The 23,204-nt window shown below is 73.0% G+C and carries 14 protein-coding genes; 3 read left to right on the forward strand and 11 right to left on the reverse strand.

Translation table 11 applies throughout. The features are described 5' to 3' along the window. The first annotated feature begins 38 nt into the window (after positions 1 to 38). Together ACFWAR_RS25160 and ACFWAR_RS25165 are read left to right on the forward strand one after the other, a co-directional pair. Positions 39 to 1,259, forward strand: coding sequence for an acetyl-CoA C-acyltransferase (locus ACFWAR_RS25160; RefSeq protein ID WP_330333263.1), 1,221 nt, complete (start codon positions 39 to 41; stop codon positions 1,257 to 1,259). Continuing rightward, the gene (locus ACFWAR_RS25165; RefSeq protein ID WP_385781183.1) at positions 1,256 to 3,397 is read left to right on the forward strand and encodes a 3-hydroxyacyl-CoA dehydrogenase NAD-binding domain-containing protein; all 2,142 of its coding nucleotides are present in this window, start codon (positions 1,256 to 1,258) and stop codon (positions 3,395 to 3,397) included. Before ACFWAR_RS25160 ends, ACFWAR_RS25165 begins: the two co-directional genes overlap by 4 nt. A gap of 76 nt (positions 3,398 to 3,473) precedes the next feature. Here ACFWAR_RS25165 and ACFWAR_RS25170 read toward each other — a convergent pair whose 3' ends face one another. From ACFWAR_RS25170 to ACFWAR_RS25200, 7 genes are all read right to left on the reverse strand, one after another. Beyond that, the gene (locus ACFWAR_RS25170; RefSeq protein ID WP_385781186.1) at positions 3,474 to 4,460 is read right to left on the reverse strand and encodes an endonuclease/exonuclease/phosphatase family protein; all 987 of its coding nucleotides are present in this window, start codon (positions 4,458 to 4,460) and stop codon (positions 3,474 to 3,476) included. Continuing rightward, positions 4,457 to 6,424: a PIG-L family deacetylase gene (locus ACFWAR_RS25175; RefSeq protein ID WP_385781189.1), complete on the reverse strand. Its 1,968-nt coding sequence runs from the start codon at positions 6,422 to 6,424 to the stop codon at positions 4,457 to 4,459. Before ACFWAR_RS25175 ends, ACFWAR_RS25170 begins: the two co-directional genes overlap by 4 nt. After that, entirely contained in the window at positions 6,421 to 8,526 is a 2,106-nt protein-coding gene (locus ACFWAR_RS25180) for a glycosyltransferase family 4 protein (protein WP_385781191.1), read from the reverse strand. Before ACFWAR_RS25180 ends, ACFWAR_RS25175 begins: the two co-directional genes overlap by 4 nt. Continuing rightward, positions 8,523 to 10,316 (reverse strand): stealth family protein, encoded by a 1,794-nt coding sequence (locus tag ACFWAR_RS25185; protein WP_385781193.1) that lies wholly within the window; start codon positions 10,314 to 10,316, stop codon positions 8,523 to 8,525. Before ACFWAR_RS25185 ends, ACFWAR_RS25180 begins: the two co-directional genes overlap by 4 nt. Further along, a complete protein-coding gene (locus ACFWAR_RS25190) occupies positions 10,313 to 12,124 on the reverse strand; it encodes a sugar phosphotransferase (protein ID WP_385781196.1) in 1,812 nt (603 codons plus the stop codon). Before ACFWAR_RS25190 ends, ACFWAR_RS25185 begins: the two co-directional genes overlap by 4 nt. A 15-nt stretch (positions 12,125 to 12,139) precedes the next feature. Then, a complete protein-coding gene (locus ACFWAR_RS25195; RefSeq protein ID WP_385781199.1) occupies positions 12,140 to 13,735 on the reverse strand; it encodes a stealth family protein in 1,596 nt (531 codons plus the stop codon). 292 nt (positions 13,736 to 14,027) lie between these two features. Beyond that, positions 14,028 to 15,629: a hypothetical protein gene (locus ACFWAR_RS25200; RefSeq protein WP_385781202.1), complete on the reverse strand. Its 1,602-nt coding sequence runs from the start codon at positions 15,627 to 15,629 to the stop codon at positions 14,028 to 14,030. 262 nt (positions 15,630 to 15,891) lie between these two features. Here ACFWAR_RS25200 and ACFWAR_RS25205 point away from each other — a divergent pair, with 262 nt between their 5' ends. Next, the gene (locus tag ACFWAR_RS25205; protein WP_385781206.1) at positions 15,892 to 17,019 is read left to right on the forward strand and encodes an LCP family protein; all 1,128 of its coding nucleotides are present in this window, start codon (positions 15,892 to 15,894) and stop codon (positions 17,017 to 17,019) included. A 36-nt stretch (positions 17,020 to 17,055) separates the two neighbouring features. Here the strand turns inward: ACFWAR_RS25205 and ACFWAR_RS25210 are convergent, their stop codons facing one another. The 4 genes from ACFWAR_RS25210 to ACFWAR_RS25225 all read right to left on the reverse strand — a co-directional run bounded on the left by ACFWAR_RS25210 (position 17,056) and on the right by ACFWAR_RS25225 (position 23,021). After that, positions 17,056 to 18,570 carry an amino acid permease gene (locus ACFWAR_RS25210; RefSeq protein WP_385781208.1) on the reverse strand — a complete coding sequence of 505 codons (1,515 nt, stop codon included), beginning with the start codon at positions 18,568 to 18,570 and terminating at the stop codon, positions 17,056 to 17,058. A 147-nt stretch (positions 18,571 to 18,717) separates the two neighbouring features. Then, entirely contained in the window at positions 18,718 to 20,634 is a 1,917-nt protein-coding gene (gene dxs, locus ACFWAR_RS25215) for a 1-deoxy-D-xylulose-5-phosphate synthase (RefSeq protein ID WP_385781210.1), read from the reverse strand. 291 nt (positions 20,635 to 20,925) lie between these two features. Further along, positions 20,926 to 22,146, reverse strand: coding sequence for a sugar ABC transporter permease (locus ACFWAR_RS25220; RefSeq protein WP_385781283.1), 1,221 nt, complete (start codon positions 22,144 to 22,146; stop codon positions 20,926 to 20,928). 86 nt (positions 22,147 to 22,232) lie between these two features. Then, positions 22,233 to 23,021 carry an ATP-binding cassette domain-containing protein gene (locus ACFWAR_RS25225; RefSeq protein WP_330333251.1) on the reverse strand — a complete coding sequence of 263 codons (789 nt, stop codon included), beginning with the start codon at positions 23,019 to 23,021 and terminating at the stop codon, positions 22,233 to 22,235. Positions 23,022 to 23,204 lie beyond the last annotated feature (183 nt).

Raw genomic sequence — 23,204 nt, forward strand, 5'->3', positions numbered from 1 at the left:
CGCAGCAGTGCCACCCCGCACCCTGGAGGAGAGCCATCGTGCCTCGTACCGTCAGGGACGTCGTCTTCGTCGACGGCGTCCGCACCCCGTTCGGCAAGGCGGGCCCGAAGGGCATCTACCACGAGACCCGGGCCGACGACCTCGTCGTCAAGGCGATCCGGGAGCTGCTGCGCCGCAACCCGGACCTGGACCCCGCGAAGATCGACGAGGTCGCCATCGCCGCGACCACCCAGATCGGCGACCAGGGCCTGACGCTGGGCCGCACGGCCGGCATCCTCGCGGGCCTGCCGCAGTCGGTCCCCGGCTACTCCATCGACCGCATGTGCGCCGGTGCGCTCACGGCCGTGACGACCGCCGCCGGTTCCATCGCCTTCGGCGCCTACGACGTGGTCATCGCCGGTGGCGTCGAGCACATGGGCCGCCACCCGATGGGCGAGGGCGTGGACCCGAACCCGCGCTTCGTCAGCGAGAAGCTGGTCGACGAGTCCGCCCTCTTCATGGGCATGACGGCGGAGAACCTGCACGACCGCTACCCCACCATCACCAAGCTCCGCGCCGACGAGTACGCCGTGCGCTCGCAGGAGAAGGCCGCCAAGGCGTACGCCGACGGCAAGATCCAGCAGGACCTGGTGCCGGTCTCGGTGCGCAACACCAACCCGGAGGTCGGTGAGACGGGCTGGGGCCTGGTCACCACCGACGAGCCGATGCGCCCGGGCACCACCCTGGAGAACCTGGCGAACCTCAAGACGCCGTTCCGTACGCACGGACGCGTCACCGCGGGCAACGCCGCCGGTCTCAACGACGGCGCCACCGCCTCGATCCTCGCCTCCGAGGACTTCGCCCGCGAGAACAACCTCCCGGTCAAGATGCGCCTGGTCTCCTACGCCTTCGCCGGCGTGGAGCCGGAGGTCATGGGCTACGGCCCGATCCCGGCCACCGAGAAGGCCCTCGCCCAGGGCGGCCTGTCGATCTCCGACATCGGTCTCTTCGAGATCAACGAGGCCTTCGCCGTCCAGGTGCTGGCCTTCCTGGAGCACTACGGCATCGCGGACGACGACGCGCGCGTCAACCAGTACGGCGGCGCCATCGCCTACGGTCACCCGCTCGCCTCCTCCGGCGTCCGCCTGCTCACCCAGCTGGCCCGCCAGTTCGAGGAGCAGCCGCACGTCCGCTACGGCCTGACCACCATGTGCGTCGGCTTCGGCATGGGCGCGACCACCATCTGGGAGAACCCGCACTTCGACGGAGGCAGCAAGTGAGCACCACCACCACTGAGCTCCTGAAGGGCGCGGCCGAGCTGTTCCCGGACGAGGTCGTCACGCAGGCGCACGTCCGCCACCTCGACCTGCCGTTCGGCGCCGGGCGCTTCGCGCTCGTCACGCTGGACAACGGCCTGGACCACACCAAGCCGACCACCTTCGGTCCGCAGTCCCTCGCCAACCTGAACGCGGCGATCGACCAGCTGGAGCAGGAGGCCCTCGCGGGCTCCATCGTCGGTGCGGGCCTGACCGGCAAGCCGTTCATCTTCGCGGTCGGCGCCGACCTCAAGGGCGTCGAGCTGCTCAAGAAGCACGACGAGGCGCTCGCCATCGGCAAGGGCGGCCACGACGTCTTCAAGCGCCTGGCCGCGCTGGCCGTCCCCACCTTCGCCTACTACAACGGCGCGGCGATGGGCGGCGGTGTCGAGGTCGGTCTGCACTGCACCTACCGCACCGTCTCGAAGGCCATCCCGGCCTTCTCCCTGCCCGAGGTCTTCCTCGGTCTGGTCCCCGGCTGGGGCGGCTGCGCCCTGCTGCCGAACCTGATCGGCGCGGACCGCGCGGTCTCGGTGATCATCGAGAACTCGATGAACCAGAACCGCCAGCTCAAGGGGAAGCAGGTCTTCGAGCTGGGCATCGCCGACGCCCTCTTCGAGGGTGCGGACTTCCTGGAGCAGTCGCTGATCTGGACGGCGAACGTCCTGGCCGGCAAGACCGAGGTCGTACGCGCCGAGGTCGAGCGCGGCGAGGCCTGGGACGCGGCGGTCGCCCGCGGCCGCGCCATCGCCGACTCCAAGGTGCACGGCGCGGCCCCGGCCGCCTACCGCGCGCTGGAGATCATCGAGGCCGCCAAGGACGGGGACCTCCAGAAGGGCTTCGACGCCGAGGACGCGGCCCTGGCCGACCTCATCATGGGCGGCGAACTGCGCTCCGGGATCTACGCCTTCAACCTGGTCCAGAAGCGCGCCAAGCGCCCGGCCGGCGCCCCGGACAAGGCCCTGGCCCGCCCGGTCACCAAGGTCGGCGTCGTCGGCGCGGGCCTGATGGCCTCGCAGCTGGCGCTGCTCTTCCTGCGCCGCCTGGAGGTGCCGGTGGTGCTCACCGACATCGACCAGGAGCGCGTGGACAAGGGCGTGGGCTACGTCCACGCCGAGATCCAGAAGCTGCTCGGCAAGGGCCGCATCAACCAGGACAAGGCCAACCGCCTGACCGGCCTGGTGAGCGGTGTCCTGGACAAGGCCGAGGGCTTCGCGGACGCGGACTTCATCATCGAGGCCGTGTTCGAGGAGATGTCCGTCAAGCAGAAGGTGTTCGCGGAGGTCGAGGCGGTCGCTCCGGCGCACGCGATCCTCGCCACCAACACCTCCTCGCTGTCGGTGTCGGAGATGGCCTCCAAGCTCCAGCACCCGGAGCGCGTGGTCGGCTTCCACTTCTTCAACCCGGTCGCGATCCTCCCGCTGCTGGAGATCGTCCGCGGCGAGCAGACCGACGACGCCTCGCTGGCCACGGCCTTCGGCGTGGCGCGCAAGCTGAAGAAGACCGCGGTCCTCACCAAGGACGCCCCGGCGTTCGTCGTGAACCGCATCCTCACCCGCTTCATGGGCGAGATCCAGAACGTCATCGACGAGGGCACCCCGGTGGTCACGGCGGAGAAGGCCATCGAGCCGCTCGGCCTGCCGATGTCCCCGCTGGTGCTGCTGGAGCTGGTCGGTCCGGCCATCGGTCTGCACGTGTCCGAGACCCTGAACCGCGCCTTCCCGGACCGGTTCACCGTCTCGCCGAACCTCAAGCGGGTCGTCGAGGCCGGCAAGCGCGGCTTCTACGTCTACAAGCCGGAGAACGGCTTCAAGCCGGAGCTCGACCCCGAGGTCGCCGCGCTGCTCGTCCAGGGCGACAGCGTCCTGACCGAGGAGCAGGTCCGGATGCGCGTCCTGGACGCGGTGGCGCAGGAGATCGGCCTGATGCTGGAGGAGGGTGTCGTGGCCGAGGCCCAGGACATCGACCTCTGCCTGATCACCGGCGCGGGCTGGCCCTTCCACCTGGGCGGCGTCACGCCGTACCTGGACCGCGAGGGCGTCTCGGAGCGGGTGAACGGCAAGAAGTTCCTCGCCCCGGGCCTGGCGAGCGTCCCGGCGTAACGGGAACACCACCGCACGACGGACGGCGGGCGGTACGGGAGCGATCCCGTACCGCCCGCCGTTGCGCGTTCCGGCGCTACCCGCGGAACTGGAAGACGCCCTCGTACAGGACGTGGTCCGACTCCGGAGCCTTGATCGTGGCCGCCCGGGGGGCGGTGAAGTGGGCCTCGGTGGCGAAGACGTAATCGATCTTGCGGCCGTCCTCGGCGGTCGGCGCGCCGTTGCGGCACCGCGCCGGTACGGGGTCGTGGCAGCGCACTCCCCCGGTCCCGCCCATCTTGAACCAGCGCCGGTTGCGCTCGTCCGCCTCCAGGAAGCGCCCGTCGGGCTCGTGCTGGTCCTTCTCGCCGCGCGTGTGCCCGTACAGCCCGGCCAGGGAGCCCTCGTTGGGCTGCTGGTTCAGGTCGCCCGCCAGGATCACCGGGGTGGTGGGCGCGAAGAGGGTCGGGTCGCCGAACCAGCGGTGGAGTTCCTTCAGCTGGCTGTCGGCGGTCCCCGCGTGGGTCCCGCAGAAGGTCACCGCCCGGCCCCGGGCCCGGGTGGGCAGGCAGAGCAGCCCGCGCAGCACCGGCTCCGAGCGGCCCGCGGCCCGGTAGGTCTCGCCGTCCGTGTCGGTGAAGGGCCGGTAGCTCGGCGGGCCGGTCGGCGCCTCGCGGGAGAACACCGCCAGCCCGTAGGAGCTGTCGTCGCCGCAGGCCGGCACGTTGCCGTGCATCTGCTGGTAGGCACCCTGCAGGGCCAGGCCGCGCTCCTTGAAGACGGCCTGCAGCGCCTCGAACTGGCCGCGGCAGATCTCGTTGACGCCGAGCAGGTCGGGATGGCGCAGCGCCACCTCGTCCACCAGCCGGGCGACCGAGGTGCCCTTGCCCGCGGCGCCCCGGTTGCTGCACTGGTGGGCGGCCCCGCAGATGTTCCACTGCAGGACCACCACCGCGGGCCCGGCGGCCGGATCCGCTTCCCCGGACCCGTCCCACAGCGGGGCGTCGGCGCCGCCGCGGGCCCAGCCCAGGGCCGCGGCGAGCACCAGGACCAGCCCCAGCGCCGCCAGGCGCCGCCGCCTCACGCCGTCACGACGGGCCCCAGCGGGCTGCCCGTCTCCGGGGCGAGCTGGCGGCGGACGTGGAGCCGCCCGTCCGTCCCGACGACCGCGACGACCACGGCGCCCGCCGCGTCGTAGGCGAGCGAGGGGGCCTGGACGAACATCTCGCCGCCCTCCCGCCAGCGGGCCCCGGAGACGTCCTTCTCCCGGTCGGGCAGCGAGACCGCGAGCCGGCCGCGGCCGCTGCGGTGGGCCAGGTGGGCCTCGCGGGCACCGCGCTGCGGGGCCCACAGCGCGGCGACCGCGCCCGTACCGCCGGCGCCGCCGACGCCCGCGCCCGAGCCGGGCCAGCGGCCGGTGTCGTGCTGGCGGTACGCCATGACCTGCTGGGTGCCGGCCTCGCGGAAGTAGAGGCAGGTGCGGCCGCCGCCGGAGTTCACGGCGGTGATCCCGCCGGTGGCCACGGGCCCGGTCACCAGGGAGTCGTCGCGGGTGAAGGGCGCGCCCGGCTCCTTCTGGAACCAGCGGACCACGGAGCTCTTGCCCGGTACGTACAGCTCGACGGTGCCGAACTCGGTGGTGATCGCGGTGCCCGCGTCCTGGAGGAAGCTGCCGCCGAGGCCCACCCAGGGCTCCCAGCCGCCCTGGGCGTTCTGGCGCCGCATGGAGACGCCCTGGTCGAAGTTGCGGGCGAAGACGTACAGCAGGCCCGCGCCGTCCACCGCGGCCATCGGGACCCCGAGTTCGCGCTGGCGGCGGCCGTCCGCGTGGACCCATTCCGGGGACTCCAGCGACTGCCAGCCGCTGAAGCCGCTGCCGTCGGCGTGCTGCGTCGTGTACACCAGGTCGATGCCGACCGCGCCGCCCTCGGCCGTGCGGCGGCGCTGCGCCACCACGTGCGCCGGTCCCCCGGCCACCCCGGCCAGCGCGACCGTGGGGGCGAGCCAGCCGTCGCCGAGCGGGAAGGGGCCCTGCCAGCGGCCGGTGCCCGGACCGGTCTCGGTGAAGAACACCAGGCGGCCCGCGAGCACGGTGAAGGCGTTCAGGCGGCCGCCGGGACCGAGCCGGAGCCAGTCGGTGGCGGGCGAGTAGCGGTAGGCGGTGCTGCGCATGTGGGTGCTGCGGTACGGGTTGGGGCCGAGCTGGCGGTCGCCGCAGACCTGGCAGGTGCCCTGCGGGCAGTGGGTGGCGTCCAGGCCCATGTAGGTGGCCAGGTAGTCGGCCTTCTCGGCCAGCTCCATGCGGTCCAGGTTCGGGCCCCAGAAGCGGTTGGCGTAGGCGCGGTAGAACTCGACGACCGGGGCGCGCTCCGCGCCCTCCCGGTAGCGGGCCAGGGCCGCGATGGCGAACTCGGCGGTGGTGGCGTGGTCGACGTGGTCGGAGGTGACGAACTCGCTCTTGCCGCCGTCGTGTTCCGGGTCGGGGTCCAGGGTGCGGACGGTGGTGGGCCGGATCTCGGCGAGCAGCGCGGCGAGACCGGCGACGACCATCTCGCGGGAGACCTGCTGGACCTCGGTCAGCGCCGAGCCGTGCACCGGCACGGTCGCCTGGCTGGGGTGGACGCCGTTCCACAGCTCGAACATCCGGGTGCGGGGGCCGGCGGGCGTGGGCACGCCCATGTGCAGCTGGCAGAAGTACATCCGCACGGACGGCTGGGCGAGGAGGGTGAAGCGCTCCACCGCGAAGCCGGGCACCAGCTCGGTGATCTCGCGCGCCCAGGGGCTGTCGCGCTCGCCGGTGGCCATCCGCGCGTACGCGGAGCGCAGGCCGCAGCCGCGGGCCGTGCTGTAGCCCGCGTAGTCGGTGGGCAGCGCGGCCCGCTCCGGGTCGTTGGTGTCGGCGTTGATGCCGTCGCCCTCGCCCGCCGTCAGGACGACCGTGGCGACGGGGTCGCCGTCCTGGAGCGAGCGGACCAGGTCCGGGTTCATGAAGTACAGGTCGTCGTCCTGGTGGGCGACGACGTGCAGGATCGATCGGTTTCGGTTCATCGGTCCACCACGTTCATAGCCATGGCTCCGGAGACGGAGCAGTAGGGCCGGACTCGGACCGGCCGGGACGGGTGCACGACGACGAAGCGGGACACGTCGTCGGCGGAGAGGGGAACGGCGGGGTACGGGTAGGCGCCCCGCACGTCGGGGAAGTCCTCGAAGAGGTGGCAGACGCGCACCCGGCGCCGGTGCGCGGGGTCGGGCTGGAGCCACCAGTCCCAGTCCTCCCAGCGGGCGAGGCGGTCCTCGACCAGCTGGACCAGGGGCAGTTCCATCCGGAAGGAGCGCTCGCCGAGCACCTCCACCGGGAGCGACAGCTCGCTGCGGTGCGCACCGCGCCGTACGAGCACGAAGCGGGCGCCGTGCTCCAGGGTCCGCGCTCCGCAGAGCACCCCGGTGACGGTGATCCCGTCCTCGCCGACGAGGACCCCGCTGGCTTCCGCGTGCGCCTCGCGGCGCACGGTGCGCAGCATCAGGGCGCCGTTCGGCTGCGCGTAGGGCAGGTTCCACAGGACCGGTCCGGCGCCGGGGGCTTGGAGGAGGCGGGCGCGGGCGTCGATGAGCCCCCGGGTGTCGCGGATCCCCGCCTTGAGGTGGACGGGGTCGCCCTTGCCGGTGGAGAGCATGACCCGCCACCGGCCGTCGCCGAGGTGGTCCAGGGCGGCGGGCGGGACGACGGCGGTGTGCCGCACGGCCCCCGTGGGCAGCGTCGCCCGCTCGGTGTCCAGGAGCAGGTCGGGCAGCCGGGAGCCGCTGGAGGGGCGGTGGCGCAGCAGGAAGGCGCCGCGGCCCTTGCTCCCCGCGGGGCCGTCGCAGGTCAGGGCCAGCCATCCCGCGTCCGGTGCCTCGACGTGGCACACGGCGCTCTTCGGCGACTCGGGCGGGGCGCTGTCGCCCGGCGGGCGCCCCAGCCGGGCGGCCGTGGGCCTGCGGTAGCCGGAACGGGCGGCCGCGCGGCGACCGGCGGCCTCCTCGAACAGCGCCGTGTAACGGGCGGCGATCACGGCGGGGTCGTAGCGCTCCGCGTTGCGCAGTGCGGCGGCGGCCATCGTGGCGCGCAGCGGCGCGTCGGCCATCAGTCGGCCGAGTCCCTCGGCGATGGCGGCGACGTCGCCGTTGGCGACGAGGAGGCCGTCCTCGCCGTCGCGCAGGATCTCGCGGGGGCCGACCGGGCAGTCGGTGGCGACGACGGGCAGACCGCAGCGCATGGCTTCGACCAGGGTCATCCCGAAGGACTCGGCGCTGGAGGTCACCGCCGCGATCGAGCCCTTGGCCCACTCCGACTCGATCGGCGAGAAGCCGCCCATCAGCAGGATCCGGCCGGCCAGGTCCAGGTCGTTGACCAGGGTCCGCAGCGCCCCGGCCTCGTCCCCGTCGCCGTAGATCCGCAGCCGCCAGTCCGGGAACTCGGGGGCGAGCCGGGCGAAGGCGCGGACCAGCAGGTCGTAGCGCTTGACGTGGTGCATGCGGCCCGCGCTGACGATGACCTTGCGGGTGCCGTCGGAGGGCGCGACCACCGGCCGCGGGACGCTGTTGGGGACGGCGTGCACGGGCACCCCGGGGACCGGGGTGTGCGTGCGGAAGGAGCGGGCGTCGGCCTCGGTGACCGTGGTGACGAGGTCGAGGCGCGGGTACTCCCGGGCCATCTCGGCCCGTACGGCGCCGGGGACGGCCAGGTGCGTCATGTGCTCCTGGGCCACCCGCAGCGCGCCCTCCCGGGTGTACCGGGCGACGAAGAGGTTCAGGCTGGGCCGGGTGCCGACCACGACGTCGGCGCCGGTCCCGCTCAGCTCGTCGATGATCCGCCGGTCGGACAGGGCGCTGTACTGCTCGTGGAACTCCTCCTGGCGGGGCACCACCAGGGTGGGTCCGGCCAGGTCCGGGTGGCCCCGGTCCGCGCCGGTGCGGCCGGGCCGCAGGTCCACCAGGGCACGGACGGCGACCTGCGGGGAGATGGCGAACTTGGGGGGCGCGCCGGTGCGCCGGAACACCGAGACGATCTCGACCTCGTGGTCCGCGGACAGGGCCTCGGCGAGGTTGATCACCGTCCGGTTGGTGCCGCCGATGCCGTAGATGTTGTTGATCAGGAAGGAGATCTTCATCGGTCGTGGAACTCCTTCCGCTCGAAGGGACCGGGGACGGGGAAGTAGGACCGCAGGAAGCCCTGGAGCATCCGCTCCTGGCGCTCCTGGTCGCGGCCGTCGGAGACGGTGTCGTTGACGCAGAAGGCCTGGCGGTCGCGGCGGGCCAGCAGGATGTTCAGCCGGCGCTCGACCTCGGGCCGGTCCAGGGGCAGGTAGGCGTAGGCGATGTCCGAGGGCACCGCGCGACCGGTCAGGTAGGCGTAGTAGTGGTAGAGGGAGGACGGGATGGAGATGTCGCTCGCGCTGCGGAAGCGGCTGAAGGTGGTGGCCCGGTGCGGTCCGGCGAACCGCTCCTCCATCTCGGACAGCACGCTGCGGCGCAGCGGGTAGGGGGCGTGCCGGATCTTCTGCACGAGGGTGGTGCCGAAGAGCTCCTCGATGATCCGCCGGTTGTTCTTGCCGGCCGCGTCCACCGGGCGGTCCCCGGGGGCGACGCCGGGCCGCGGTATCTGGGCGGGCGACAGGAACACCCGGGTCATCCCGTTGGACAGGAAGAAGTCCTGGGGGGTGACGGGGCGGCCGAGGAACATGTCGTCGTTGAAGTACAGGAAGTGCTCGGCGAGGCCGTCGATGTGGTGCAGTCGGCTCTCGATGGCGTGGGAGTTGAAGGTGGGCAGGGCCGCGGGGTCGTCGAATATCTCCCGGTGGTCGACCACCGTGATCCGGGGGTGGTCGGCGTCCAGCCAGTGCGGCCGCTGCCGGTCGGTGACGAGGAAGATCCGCCGGGCCCAGGGCGCGTGCTGTGCCACCGAGCGCAGCGAGTAGCGCAGTTCGTCGCGGTTGAGGTAGCGCGCGGGGTTGGCGGACTCCGCGTGGTAGCCCTCGCCGCCCTGTTCGCGGCGGCGCCGCCGCCACTCCGGGTCGTCGCCGTCGACCCAGGTGTAGACGACGTCGACGGGGAAGCGCACGTCCTCGGGGAGCGCGGCGGCGTAGGGCTCGACGGTGCGGACCTGCCGGGTGCGGTGCGTGTGGCGGGCGCAGAAGGTGGTGAGCCGACCCACGGGGACGGTGATCCGGGGGGCGTCGACGGGCACGCTGCTGGTCACCCGGTTCGGCCGGGGCGCGATCAGCCGCCCCTCCTCGTGCTGCCAGAACTCCAGGTCGCAGCCGTATTCGAGGCCGAGGGAGAGCGAGCCGCCCGGGTCCCGCCAGACCATGCCGACGCGGAGCACGGCGGCCGCGCCGGTGGTGCGGCGGCCGCGGCGCGAGCCGCCGAGCGCGGCCCGGCCGGGGGCCTGCGGGGGCCGCGGGGGCTGCTGGACCGCGTCCTCCGCACCGGCGTGGGCGACGTACAGCGGGGTCCGGCGCCCGCACGCGCGCAGGGCGTCGGCCACCCGTGGCCGGTCCTCCTCGCGCACGGCGAAGCAGGCGCGCAGGTCGCTGGCCCCGCGCACGGCGAAGTAGTCGACGCCCGCCTGCTCCAGGGCGCCCGCGACCAGTTCGAGGTTGGCCTCCCGCAGCCCGAGCGGCGAGGCCGTCGAGCGCACCAGCGCGATCCGGGCGCCGGTGCCGACCAGTACGGCCAGCCCCTCGCCCTCCTGGAAGAGGTGCGGCCAGCGCGCGCGGGCCCGCCGGGCGCGCAGCGACCGGGCCGGGCCGAAGCCGAAGCGGGCCCCGCGCAGCAGCCGCTTGACCACGGTGCGCAGCCCGACGGGGACGCGCCGGGCCAGGCCGCGGCGCAGCCGGGTGGGCAGGACGGCCCGGTAGAGGGCGACCGCCGGGGACGCTTCGGGATTGGCCGCGGTCATGAAGGGGTGCCCGCCTCCCCGCGCACGGTCCGCACCGGGGGTGCGCCGGGGTCCCCGTCGAGGTCCGTCTCGAAAGCGAAGCCCACGGCGTCGAAGCCGCTCCCGGCGTCGGTGTCGAACGCCTCGGTGGAGAAACCGGCCAGGAGGGCGGAGGCGGAGTCGAAGCCGGTGGGGGCGCTCGCGGCGGCGGTCTCCGGCGCGGCGGCGGGCTCGGCCACGGCCTGCTCGTAGGGGCTGGGCACGGGGTAGTACCGGCGCAGGAAGTCCAGTACGGACCGGGTCCCGCCGTGGTCGAGCGCGTCGGGCGAGCCCAGCCCGCTCAGCTGCATCTGCTGGGCGTCGCGGCGCACGAGGAGCCGGTCGAGCCAGCGGGTGACGCCGGGCACGGCCGCGTGCACCGCGATCGTGGCCTCGCCGGAGGGTTCGGCGTGCCCGGAGAAGTGCGCGGCGTGGTGGACGACCCCGTCCAGCGGGTGGGTCCCCTCCAGTTCCGGGGCGTACTGGCCCGCGTCGGGCGGCCGGTGGCCGCCGAAGCCGTCGGCCACCGCCGCGAGGATCTCGCGCGCGTACGGCTGGGGGCCCGGCGCGTAGCCGTGGGTCACCGCGCGCTGGGTGAAGGAGTAGGCCCAGCCGGTCCAGGGCGCGGCCGCCTCGCGCGGGGTCCAGGGCCCGCGCCGGGGCCGGGTGCCGCCGAGCGCGGTGAAGTAGTCGAAGGGCCGCACGGGGCGGCCGAGCAGGGCGCCGGGCCGGAAGTACAGGAACCGGTCGGCGAGGCCGGGCACCGCGTGCAGCTCCTGCTCCGCGTCCGGGCCGACGGGCACGATCCGCAGCCGGTCGTCGGCGTGCACCCACGGCGGGACGGGCGCGAGCGCGAGGACGTGCACCCGGTCGATCCAGGGGGCGTACTGGTGCAGGGACCGCAGGGTGGCGCGCAGCAGCGCCTGCGCCCACGGCTCGTCGTGGCACCAGAGCACGGCCGCGTCCACGGGGAAGGTGACCTCTTCCAGGCGCGGCACGTCGAAACCGGCCCGGGTGCGGGTCGGCGCGGCGCCCGCGTCGGTGTCGGCGTAACCGGTGAGCCGGTCGTGGGTGATCTCGACGGGCCGCGGGTCGTCGGCCGGGACGACCCGCTGCACCCGGTTGGGGCGCGGGCCCACCAGCCGGGGGGCGGCCCGGCCGGTGTCCGCGGTCCAGAACTCGATCTCCACGCCCTGGTTCTCGCCGACCCAGAGCGAGCCGGTGGGGTCGGCGCGCAGCCACACGACGCGGATGACCCGGGAGGCGCCGTAGTGCTTCCAGGCCTTGACGTGGCTGCCGGGGATCTTGGCGGTGTCGTCCTTGCCCGGCAGGACGGAGACCACGTATCCGGTCTGCCGTTCCAGCAGCGCGCGCAGCACGCGGCGCACGGCGCGCTTGTGCGCGCGGGGGACGGCCAGGCACATCCGGCGGTCGTCGAGCGCGGGCACGGTGAACCAGGGGATCTTCGCCGCGTCCAGCACGGTGGTGACCAGCGCGAGGTCGGTGCGGCGGGCGAGGTCGGCGGTGAGGCTCGCGTGGACATGGCCGACCCGGCCGTCCGCGGCCTTGGTCCGGCCCTCGGGCAGGTTGCTGAAGTCCGTGGTGCGCAGTCGGCGCAGGGCCCGCTGGTGCAGCCGGGACTCGCGCTGGACCAGGGCGCGGTCCAGCCGCTTCTTGAGCGTGCGGCGCACCGGTACGGGCACGGTGTTCATGGCCACGGTGCGCACGGGCCGGGGCACCAGCTTCTGGTAGACCTCGGAGGCGGAACTGTTCGATCCGGAATCTTGCATCTCGCACGCTCCTTCTCAGAGTTCGCAGGGTCCGGGGACCGGGAAGTAGGCGTCCAGGAATCCGCTCAGGAGTTCCTGCTGCACCGCCATGTCCTCCGGGGTGGAGAAGGCGTCGTTGAGGCAGAAGGAGTCCTGATCCCGGCCCTTGAGCAGGCGCTCCAGGCGCCGCGCGAGGTCCGGTACGGCCAGTTGGAGGTAGGTGAAGGCCATCGAGCCGGGCTGGGCCCGGCCGGTGAGCGCCGCGTAGTACAGCGCCAGGGACGAGGTCGGCGACAGGTCGGTCATCGCACGGAACCGGCTGGCCGAGGTACGGGCCCACTCGCGCGGGAAGTCCGCCTCGGCCTCGGCCATCGCGCTGCGGCGCAGGGCGTAGGGGATGTGCTCCATCGGCTGGGTGATGACCCGGCCGAACCGCTCCAGCAGCAGCGCCCGGTTGTTCTTGCAGGCGGCGTCGACGGGGGTGTCGGCGTCGGTCACCGGGCCCTGCGGGATGCGGTTCGGGGAGGGGAAGTAGCGGGCCGTGCCGACGGGGGTGAAGAAGGCGTGCGGGGTCAGCGGGCGGCCGAGGAACATGTCGTCGTTGAAGTAGAGGAAGTGCTCGGAGAGTCCGGGGACGTGGTGCAGTCGGCTCTCGATGGCGTGCGAGTTGAAGGTGGGCAGGTCGGCCGGGTTCCGGAAGATCTCGCGGTGGCTGACGATGCGGAAGCCCGGCAGGTCGCGCCGCATCCAGGCGGGCACCTGGTCGTCGGTGACCACGTGGACCGTGCGGATCCAGGGCGCGAACAGGTGCAGCGAGCGCAGCGAGTAGCGCAGCTCGTCGCGGTTGAGGAAGCGGGCGTCGCTGGCCGATTCGGCGTGGTAGGCCTCGCCCCGGGCGGCGGCCTTGCGGGCGGCCCAGACGGGGTCGGTGCCGTCGACCCAGGTGAAGACGGCGTCCACGGGGAAGTCGATGTCCTCGACCAGCGGGACGAGGAACTCGGGCCGGGTGGCGAGCGCGGGCGCCTCGTCGAGGGTGGTGTGGACGGGCACGAAGCGGCTGAAGAGCCGTCCGGCGCCCAGCAGGGCGGGGCCGTCGGCGGCGACGGACCAGGTGACGCGGTTGGCGCGGGGCGCGATCAGCCGGTCGCCCTCGCGGGTCCAGAACTCCACCGCGCAGCCGTACTCGTGCCCCAGGAGCAGGTGGCCGCCGGGGTCGGTCCGGTACCAGCTGACCTGGACGGCGGCGGCCGTGCGGGCGCGCTGCCACACCGCCGCGTCGTGACCGGCGACCGGTCGGGGGGTGCGCAGCGGCTCGGCGACCAGTGCGCTGACGTGCCCGGCGGCGGTGGCGAGGCGGCGGCGCAGCCCTTCGAGCACCCGGTCCCGGTCGGACGCCTCGACGGCGATGACCGTGCCGTGGTCGGACTTGCCGCGGACGGCGAAGTGGGCCACCCCCAGGGAGTCCAGGAGGGCGGCGACGGCGGCGCGGTTGGCCTCGCGGGCGGCCAACGGGGTCGCGCGGGGGTCGACGTACGCCTCGCCGCCCGCGTCGCCGACCCTCAGGGTGGGGCGGCCGGTCGCGCCGACCGGACCTTCTTCCCCCGCCCCGGCCTGTATCGCAGTACCAGGCATGTTGAACCTCTCCGCGCCTTTCACAACCGGTCTCCCACGCTGCCGAGTTCCCGGTCCGATCGTCGCAAGATACGGGAATTGTAAATCAATTTGTCGATTTGCCCGGCACCCCCCGTACGGGGTAAGGGGCTCTAGTGCCGTGACCGGAAAGGTTCACCGTGTCGCGGCGCCCGGCACGGCACCTCGCCGCGTTGTCGGCCCACGCAAGTACGTCCAGTACGAGCCGCGGTCCTCCGCCTTGCGATGCACCGCACCGGACACCGCGACCCGGCAAACCTTTCCGGCCACGGCACTAGACCACCGTCCACCCGCCGAAGGCCAGCCCCGCCACGGTCGGGTCCTGGCGCGTCACCGACAACCGGCCGTCCGCGCCCAGGGAGAGGATCGTGAGGCGGCCGAAGCCGTCGACCGCGGCCGCCGGTTCGCGCGGGCCGGGCGCGCCCAACGGCTCCCACCACAGGCCCGCCCGTTCCTGCTCGGTCGGGTAGGCGCCGACGCCGACGGCTCCCTCGGGCGTCCGGCGCAGGAGCACGGTGCAGTCGTAGGAGTCGATGTCCGCCCGCAGCACGCGGGCGCCCTCCGCCGCGCCGGGCCCGGCCGCTCCGGCGCCGCCCAGCGAGGTCGGCGCGGCGCCGTCGCGCAGGGCGTACGTCGCCCCGTCCCGCCCGTCGCAGCCGTACAGGGTGATCCGGCCCGGCCCGGTGGCGAGCGCGCTCAGCGCGGTGCCCGGCGGCGCGAGCAGCGGCAGCGGCGGCCCGGCCCGGCGCAGGTCGCCGGCCGCCGCGTCGTGGCGCCACCGCAGCACCCCGTCCCGGGACGGGGCGAACAGCACGGGCCGCCCCGCCGCGTCGAGCGCGGCGGCCAGCCCGTCCTGGACCTCGGAGCCCTGCAGGTCCCGCCAGGGCGTCCAGGAACCGTCCTCGCGCTGCGAGCGGGCGCTCACCCCGCGCCCGAAGTTGCGGAGGTACACGTGGACGCAGCCCTCGGCGTCGACCACCGCGCAGGGCACCCCGGCCGCGCGGCCCTTGCCGGTGGCCGCGCCGTTCGGATTGCCGAGCGAGCGCCAGCCGCCCACCGGGCGCCCCGTCTGGTACTGCACGGCGTGCATCACCTCGACGCCGGGGCCGTCCGGGCCGTCGGGGACCGGCCGCAGCGAGAAGAGATGGGCCCAGCCCTGCGCGCTGCGGGCCACGCAGAGCACCGGCAGCAGGGGCGGGGTGTCGAGGACCTCGCGCACCCACTCGGGTCCGCCGACGGTCCGCTCGGTCCAGCGCACCACGGCCCCGCCGAGCGCGGCGTGCGCGGTCAGCCGCCCGTCCGGGCCGCGGCCGAGGGCGATCCGCGGCCCGGGGTAGCGGACCACGGCGGTGGGGGCGGCCCGGACGCAGGAGGCCGCGGCCCGGAAGCACTCGACGGCGACGGTCGCGGCGCCGGGACGCTCCGCGCGCAGCGCGCGGACCGCTTCCAGGGCCGCGCGGGCCACCGCCGCGTGGTCGGGGTGGTCGGCGTAGGACGCGCCCTGCGCCTCGCTCCACTCGAGGTGTTCGGGATCCGGGTCCAGGGTGCACACCACGCCCGGCGCGAACCGGCGCAGCAGCGCGGCGGCCAGGTCGGCCAGCGGGGCGTGCGGGGCGGACGGCTCCGGCGGCTCGACGAAGCAGACCGTGGTGCCGGGCCGGGTGCCCAGCCGGAAGAGGCGCAACAGCCCGGCGGACCCGAGCGGTTCGCTGTCCGGCTCCCAGCGGCCGCCGCGGCCGATCACCTGGAGGAGGTGGTCGCGGGCCTGCGCGGGCCCGGGGACCAGGCAGACGACCGTCACGGCGTGCGCGGGCTGGCCCAGGGCGCGCACGAGCGCGGTGCCCGTGACGGCGAGCGCGTCGGCCGGGTGGGCCACCAAGTGGAGCGTGTGGGAGGGGTCCTGCGGCGCCGGGGCGCCGGTCGCCGGTCCGCGGCGTCCGCGCGGTGACGATCGTCCGCTCTTCACGTGACGCCCGCCCCCACCCGTCGCTCCCGCCGTTCCTTCGCGCCCGTGATCCTCGCACACACTCCCCGCCGCTCGAACACGCGCGGGAACGGCCGGCCGACGGGCGGGGTGGGCGCGGGACCCCGGTGGTCTATAGTGCGCGATCGAACAATCGAGCGGAGGACCGGGGCAGATGAAGACCAACGCCGCGTCAGCAGACAGCACGTCGGACGCGTCGCCGGACGCTGCGGGCGGCTCCGGCGACTCCACCGGCTCCGACGCCGCCCCCGCCCGCCCGACCCGCTCGCGCGGCCGCCGGGTCCTGCGGATCGCGCTGGTGGCGCTCGCGGCGGTGATCCTGCTCGGCGCGGGCGCGGGGTGGTGGGCCTACAGCCACCTCAACGGCAACATCGACAGCGTCGACCTGGACCGGGCCATCGGTGACAACCGGCCCGCGAAGGTCGTTCCCGGCGCCCAGAACGTCCTCGTGCTCGGCTCCGACTCGCGCGCCGGGGCCAACGGCGACCTCGACCACGGCGACGTCAGCGGGGCCCGCTCGGACACCGCGATGCTCGTGCACATACCCGAGGGCCGGGCGAAGGCCACCGCGGTGAGCATCCCCCGCGACACCCTGATCACCCGGCCCGAGTGCAAGGACGGCGAGGGCAGGACGCTGGCCCCCGCGAAGCGGGTCATGTTCAACTCCGTCTACTCCGTCGCCGGTCCGGCCTGCGTGGTCAAGACCGTGGAGGAGATGTCCGGGATCCGCGTGGACCACTTCGTGGAGGTGGACTTCGCCGGGTTCAAGGGCCTGGTGGACGCCCTCGGCGGGGTCACCGTGACGCTGGACAAGCCCATGTCCGGGGCCAAGGGCGGGCTCAAGCTCGACGCCGGCACGCACCGCCTGAACGGCACCGACTCGCTGAAGTTCGTCCGTACCCGTTACGGCTACGGCGACGGCAGCGACCTCGGACGGATAGGTCTCCAGCAGCAGTTCATGATGGCGCTGCTGTCCGAGATCAAGAACCAGGACGCCCTCGGCAACCCGGCCCGGCTCTACAAGCTCGCGGACGCCGGGACCAAGTCGCTCACCACCGACTCCGGCCTCGGTTCGCTCACGGCCCTCGCGGACTTCGCGCAGAGCATGAAGGGCGTCGACCCGAGCACCATGGAGACCATCATGCTGCCGGTCGACTACGACAAGATCGACCGCAACCGCGTGATCGTCGCCGAGCCGCAGGCCTCCACCCTGTGGGAGGCCCTGCGCAACGACCGCAAGATCCCGGCCGACGCGAAGAAGTCCCCGGCCACCGGCGGCTGAGCCGCCGGCGGGCGGGGACCCCCGCCGCCTCGCGGCTCAGCGGTCCTCGTGCACCGCGTCGGCCGTCATGCCCTCGCCCCGCCCCAGCCGGCTGTGCTGCTTGCCGTACAGGAAGTAGACGAAGAAGCCGATCACCATCCAGATCCCGAAGCGCAGCCAGGTCTCGGCCGGCAGGTTGAGCATCAGCCAGACCGACGCCGCGATCGACAGGACGGGCACCAGCGGCACCCACGGGGTGCGGAAGGCCCGGTGCAGGTCGGGGCGGGTGCGGCGCAGGACCATCACGCCGAGCGCCACGACCACGAAGGCGAAGAGCGTGCCGATGTTCACCAGCGTGGCCAGTTCGTTGATGCTGGTGAAACCGGCGACGATCGCGATGATCACGCCGAGCAGGATCGTCGGCCGGTACGGCGTGCGGTACTTCGGGTGGGTCCGGGAGAAGAAGCGCGGCAGCAGTCCGTCGCGGCTCATCGCGAAGAACACCCGGGTCTGCCCCAGCAACAGGATCATGCACACGGTGGTCAGGCCCACGGCCGCGCCGAAGCTGATGATGCCGCCGTAGACCGGATGCCCGGCCGATTTGAAGGCGTCGGCGAGCGGGGCGCTGGTGGAGAGGTCCTTGTAGTTCTGCATGCCGGTCACCACGATCGACACCGCCACGTAGAGCACGGTGCAGATGACCAGCGAACCGAGGATGCCGCGCGGCATGTCCTTCTGCGGCAGCTTGGTCTCCTCGGCGGCGGTGGCCACCACGTCGAAGCCGATGAAGGCGAAGAAGACGACGGAGGCCGCGGTGAAGATGCCCATGACGCCGAAGTTGGTGGGCTCGTAGCCGAAGATCAGCTGGACCAGCGGGGCGTCCAGCCCGGAGCCGCCCTTCTGGGGCTCGGCGGGCGGGATGAACGGGTGGTAGTTGGACTTCGTGATGAAGAACAGGCCCGCGATGATCACGATGAGCACCACGGTGACCTTGATCGCGACCACCACGCCCGTGATGCGCGCCGAGAGCTTCACGCCGACGACGAGGATCGCGGTCAGGACCAGCACCAGGACGAAGGCGAGCAGGTCGAAGGTGCCGCCCGCCACGTCGGGCCCCTGGAGCGAGGCCGGCAGGTGGATGCCCGCGTTGTCCATCAGCGAGCGGACGTAGCCCGACCAGCCGACCGCGACGACGGCGGTGCCGAGCGCGAACTCCAGCACCAGGTCCCAGCCGATGATCCAGGCGGGCAGCTCTCCGATCGAGGCGTAGGAGAAGGTGTACGCGGATCCCGCCACCGGCACGGTCGAGGCGAACTCGGCGTAGCACAGGGCCGCCAGCGCGCACACGACGCCCGCCGCGACGAACGCGAGGGCGGTGGCGGGGCCGGCGGTCTCCTTGGCCACCTTGCCGGTGAGGACGAAGATGCCGGTGCCGATGATGACGCCGACGCCGAAGACGGTCAGGTCCCAGGCCGAGAGGGACTTCCGCAGCGCGTGTTCCGGCTCCTCGGTGTCGCGGATCGACTGCTCGACGGACTTGGTACGGAAGGGGCTGTTCAGATTCGTACTCACCGACGCACCTCCCAGGAGCGACCACGTCGCCACTGCACGGGTACCACCGGAACGGGACGGGCCGGGAGGCCCACCCTTCAAGGGTGAACCTCCCGGCCCGTGACGTGCAACCGCAGATGATCAGGGGCGGCGACCGCCGCGCCCCGACTAGTCGACCGTGGCGGCCGGCTCGTTGTCGTAGCGGCCGTCCAGCTTGGCGACCAGGCCGGTGACCTGCCGCGCGATGTCCGGAGCGGTCAGCCCGATCTCGGCCATGACCTCCTTGCGGGAGGCGTGGTCCAGGAAGCGCTGCGGGATGCCGAAGTCGCGCAGCGGTACGTCGACCCCCGCGTCCCGCAGGGCCTGCGAGACGGCCGCGCCGACGCCGCCGGTGCGCCCGTTGTCCTCGACGGTGACGACCACCCGGTGGCCGTCGGCGAGCGGGGCCAGGGCCTCGTCCACCGGCTTGACCCAGCGCGGGTCCACGACGGTCGAGGAGATGCCCTGCTTGTCCAGCAGGTCCGCGATCTCCAGGCACATCGGGGCGAGCGCGCCGACCGAGACGATCAGTACGTCCGGTCGGGTGACCTCGGGGGCCGGAGCGCGCAGCACGTCCATGCCGCCGATCTGCCCGACGGCCGGGACGGCCGGGCCGACGACGCCCTTGGAGTAGCGCACGACGGTCGGGGCGTCCTTCACCTCGACGGCCTCGCGGAGCTGTGCGCGCAGCTGCTCGGCGTCGCGCGGGGCGGCCAGCCGCAGCCCCGGCACCACCTGCATGATCGACATGTCCCACATGCCGTTGTGGGAGGCGCCGTCCGTACCGGTGACCCCGGCCCGGTCCAGGACGAAGGTGACCCCGCACTTGTGCAGGGCGACGTCCATCAGGACCTGGTCGAAGGCGCGGTTGAGGAAGGTCGCGTAGACCGCGAAGACCGGGTGGGCGCCGCCGGTCGCCAGGCCCGCCGCCGAGGTGGCGCCGTGCTGCTCGGCGATGCCGACGTCGAAGATCCGGTCCGGGTAGGCGTCCGCGAAGCGCTTGAGGCCCACGGGCTGGAGCATGGCCGCGGTGATCGCGACGATGTCCCGCCGCTCCTTGCCCAGCTTGACCATCTCGTCGGCGAAGACGGAGGTCCAGCTGGCGGCGTCGGTGCTCACCGGCAGGCCGGTGTCCGGGTGGATCGGGCCGATGCCGTGGAAGCGGTCGGCCTCGTCCTGCTCGGCGTGCGTGTAGCCGCGGCCCTTCTGGGTCAGGCAGTGCACGATGACCGGGCCGCTGAAGCGCTTGGCGCGCTGCAGGGCGGACTCCAGGGCCTCGATGTCGTGGCCGTTGATGGGCCCGATGTACTTCAGGCCCAGGTCCTCGAACATGCCCTGCGGGGCGATGAAGTCCTTGAGGCCCTTCTTGGCGCCGTGCAGGGTCTCGTAGAGCGGCTTCCCGACGACGGGGGTGCGCTCCAGGAGGTCCTTGCCGCGGGCCAGGAAGCGCTCGTAGCCGTCCGTGGTGCGCAGGGTGGCCAGGTGGTTCGCGAGTCCGCCGATGGTGGGCCCGTAGGAGCGCTCGTTGTCGTTGACGACGATCACCAGCGGGCGGTCCTTGGCGGCGGCGATGTTGTTCAGCGCCTCCCAGGCCATGCCGCCGGTGAGGGCGCCGTCGCCGATGACGGCCGCGACGTGGTGGTCCTCGCGGCCGAGCACCTCATTGGCCTTCGCGAGGCCGTCGGCCCAGCCCAGGACCGTGGAGGCGTGCGAGTTCTCGATCACGTCGTGGTCGGACTCGGCGCGCGAGGGGTAGCCGGAGAGGCCGCCCTTGGAGCGCAGGTTCCCGAAGTCCTGGCGGCCGGTGAGCAGCTTGTGGACGTAGGCCTGGTGGCCGGTGTCGAAGAGGACCTTGTCCTTCGGCGAGTCGAAGACCCGGTGCAGGGCGATGGTCAGCTCGACCACACCGAGGTTGGGGCCGAGGTGCCCGCCGGTCTTGGAGACGGCGTCGACGAGGAAGGACCTGATCTCCGCGGCGAGCTGGTCGAGCTCCTCCTGGCTGAGCCGGTCCAGATCGCGCGGTCCCTTGATGCGGGTCAGCAGCACCCGTGCCTCCTTGCAGTTGCTTGCTGGTCTGTCGAGTCTAATGTTCCGCTCGCGGCGCCGGTCGCCGGGCTGTCTCCGTGCCGTCACGCCTTTGTCATATCTGTACACATCTGTAGGGCCTCACACGCCACGTACGAGTGGATGTACGCACAGGTGCCCGGCGCCACACGGGGTGGCGTCGGGCACTGTGGACGGCGTACGACCGGACGGGTGAGGCCCGGGCGCGCCGGGGCCGTGAGCGGGCCGGACGGGCTCCGACCAGGGCCGGATCCCGCTCCGGATCGGGTGCGACTAGGCGCGGCCCGCCGTCTTCTGCGTCTTGCGGGTGACGGAGTCGATCACCACGGTGGCCAGCAGCACCGCACCGGTGATCATGTACTGGATCGGGGTGGCGATCCCCTCCAGGGCCAGACCGTACTGGATCGATGTGATGACCATGACACCCAGGAGGGCGTTCCAGGTCCGGCCGCGACCGCCGAAGAGGCTGGTGCCGCCGATGACGGCCGCCGCGATGACGTTCATCAGCAGGTCGCCCGCGCCGGCGCTCTGGTTCGCCGCCGCGATCTTGGAGGCCCAGAACAGGCCGCCGATCGCCGCGAACGTCCCCGCGATGGCGAAGACGGTGATGCGGACCCGGTTCACGTTGATGCCCGCGCGCCGGGAGGCCTCGACGCTGCCGCCGAGGGCGAAGACCTGGCGGCCGAAGGTGGTGCGCCGCAGCAGGAAGTCCGTGCCGACCAGGGCCAGCAGGAAGAGCAGCACCGCGAGCGGCATGCCCTTGTACTGGTTGAACACGACGGCGGGACCGAAGGTGAACACCGCGAGGAGACCGGTGCGCAGCAGGATCTCGCCCAGCGGCCGCGAGGGGACGCCCGCCGACGCACGGCGCCGCGCGTCGGAGAACGAGGCGAGGAAGTACGCCGCGGTGGCGAGGGCGGCGAGCCCGTAGCCGACGGCCACGTCCGAGAAGAAGTACGTGGTCAGCTTGCCGACCACGCCCTCGGAGTCGATGTTGACCGTGCCGTTGCTGCCGAGGATCTGGAGCATCGCGCCGGACCAGAAGAGCAGCCCCGAAAGGGTGACGGCGAAGGCCGGGGCGCCGATCTTGGCGAAGAAGAAGCCGTGGAGGGAGCCGATCAGCGCGCCGCCGGCGATCGCCGCGAGGACGGCCAGCCATTCGTTGACGCCGTGGGTGACGGCGAGGACGGCGACGATCGCGCCCGATACGCCGCTGACCGAGCCGACCGAGAGGTCGATCTCGCCGAGCAGCAGGACGAAGATGATGCCGACCGCCATCATGCCGGTGGCCGTCATCGTGATCGCGATGTTGGTGAGGTTCTCGGGGCCGAGGAAGTTCGAGTTCAGGCTCTGGAAGATGCTCCAGATGATGATCAGACCGAGGACGACGGGGACGGAGCCCAGGTCACCGGCCTTGAGCTTGCGACCGAACTCGTTCAGGTACCCGGCCAGCCCCTGCTCGCGCACGAGGAGGCGGGGGTCGACGGCCGGGATGGCGTCCGCGGCGGCCGGGGCGGGGCCCGACGGCTTGGCGTGGGCGGGGCCCTTGCCGAGCGGACCGGCGGGGGGATTCTGGGTGCTCACTTGCGGGCCTCCCCGGTGCGGGCCGCCCGGCGGGTCACGGCGTTGTCCGTGGCCCCGGTGATGGCGGAGATGATCTCTTCCTGCGACGTGTCCTTCACGGAGAAGACGCCGTTGTTGCGACCGAGGCGCAGTACGGCCACCTTGTCGGCCACGGCCTTCACGTCGGCCATGTTGTGGCTGATGAGGATGACCGCGTGGCCGCGCTCGCGCAGCCGCTCCACGAGGTCGAGCACCTGTGCGGTCTGCTCGACGCCGAGGGCGGCGGTGGGCTCGTCGAGGATGACGAGCTGGGGCTCGCCCAGCATGGAGCGGGCGATCGCCACGGTCTGGCGCTGGCCGCCGGAGAGCGAGGCGATGGGGATGCGGACGCTGGGGATCCGGATGGACAGGGTGGTGAGCAGCTCGCGGGCGCGCCGCTCCATCTCCACCTCGTCGAGGACCCCGCGCCGCTTGAGCTCGCGCCCGAGGAAGAGGTTGCCGACGACATCGATGTTGTCGCACAGCGCGAGGTCCTGGTAGACCGTCGCGATGCCCAGGTTCTGGGCGTCGTGGGGCTTGGTGATCGACACCGGGCGCCCCTCCCACTCGATGACGCCGTCATCGATGGGGTGTACGCCGGCGATCGTCTTGACCAGCGTGGACTTACCGGCTCCGTTGTCGCCCACGAGGGCGACCACCTCACCTGAGTGGATCTCGAGTTCTACGTCGGTCAGGGCCTGGACGGCGCCGAACCTCTTCGAGACCCCTCGCAACGCCAGCACGGGCGCAGCGGACACATGAACCATCTCCTTCGCCGCCTGACCGGCGGGGATGTCGTGCAAAAGAGCAGGACCACAGGGGGTATGAACAAGGGTAGAGAAAAAACGTTTCCGCGCAGGGTTTCCGCAGGGAGTTCATGCGCGGGGTCACCGCGCGGAGCCACCGCGGGGAGCTTCCCCGGGGGATTCCATCCGGCGCCCCGCCGGTGG

This window comes from Streptomyces sp. NPDC059917 (assembly GCF_042730635.1).
Classification (GTDB): Bacteria; Actinomycetota; Actinomycetes; order Streptomycetales; family Streptomycetaceae; genus Streptomyces.